This is a genomic window from Desulfovibrio sp. DV (assembly GCF_001936595.1).
Taxonomy (GTDB): domain Bacteria; phylum Desulfobacterota; class Desulfovibrionia; order Desulfovibrionales; family Desulfovibrionaceae; genus Solidesulfovibrio.
In genome coordinates this window covers 1-1159 of sequence record NZ_MLBG01000198.1, presented here as the reverse complement: position 1 = coordinate 1159, position 1159 = coordinate 1, and the positions used below count along the sequence as shown (strand labels likewise).

The 1159-nt window shown below is 58.8% G+C and carries 1 protein-coding gene; it reads left to right on the top strand.

Annotated elements, in window-relative coordinates; translation table 11 throughout:
- Positions 1-21: 21 nt before the first annotated feature.
- A protein-coding gene (locus tag DVDV_RS21700) for an IS3 family transposase (protein WP_139311720.1) occupies positions 22-1133 on the top strand; the annotation gives its coding sequence in 2 pieces (ribosomal slippage) (positions 22-280 and positions 280-1133; 1113 coding nt in all).
- The last annotated feature ends 26 nt before the right edge of the window (positions 1134-1159 follow it).

Here is a 1159-nt window from a genome sequence, read left to right as displayed (position 1 = left end):
GCCGACGAGACAGAGGGAGCCATGAGAAAGGGAAGATTTTCCGAAGAGCAGATGGTTGGCATCCTGCGCGAGGCGGATAAGGATCCGGTAGCCCAGGTCGCCAAGCGCCACGGCATCAGCGAGCAGACGATTTATGGCTGGCGGCAGCGCTTCAGTGGCATGAACGCCGACGATGTCAAACGTCTGCGCCAGTTGGAGCAGGAAAACGCCAGGCTGAAGAAAATGCTGGCCGAGCGGGACCTCGAAATCGAGGTGATGAAGGAAGTTGCCGCAAAAAAATGGTAGGCGCACCCGTCCGTCGCCAGCAGGTGGCCTTCGCGCAAAAGCACGGAGTGTCCCAACGCAGGGCGTGTGCGCTGTTTTCCACTTCCCGCTCGACGTTGCGCTATACTTCGCGCCTTGAGGCCCGTGATGGCCCGCTTCTGGTTGCCATGAAGCAGTTGTCAGACCAGTTCCCCCGGTTCGGGTATCGACGGATACTGGTCTTTATGGAGCAACTGGGACACGCCATGGGAGCCGACAAGGCGTTGCGGCTGTGGCAAAAAGCCGGCTTGCAAGTGCCTCGAAAACGTCCGCGCAAACGCGTGGCGCACTCGCGGCCTAGGCCGCAATTGCCGTCCGGAGCCAACGAGGTTTGGGCCTATGATTTCGTGCACGATGCCTGCGCCAACGGGCAGCAGCTCAAATGCCTTACGATTATTGATGAATATACGAGGGAATGCCTTGCCATTGATGTCGCCGGCAGCATCCGATCGAACCGGGTTATCGAAGTCTTGTCACGTCTGGTGAGTGAACGCGGTACTCCGCGCCACCTGCGCTCGGACAATGGCCCGGAATTTGTTTCAAAGTCGCTGTTACGCTGGGGAACTGACCAAGGGCTGGGCATGGCCCTGATTGATCCCGGCAAACCCTGGCAGAATGGCATGGTCGAAAGCTTCAACGGCAAATTCCGAGACGAATGCCTCTCCATGGAGTGGTTTCGGTCCCGGATGGAAGCCAAAGTGGTCATCGAGGGCTGGCGCAAGCTCTATAACGAGGTGCGTCCGCACTCGAGCCTCGGCAAAATGACGCCGGGAGCGTACGCTCGAATGGTCGGTAACACTTCAACCCAGGGAGCCACTCTCAAGAATTGACTGGTCCGGAGAAAGCCGGCAGGTCA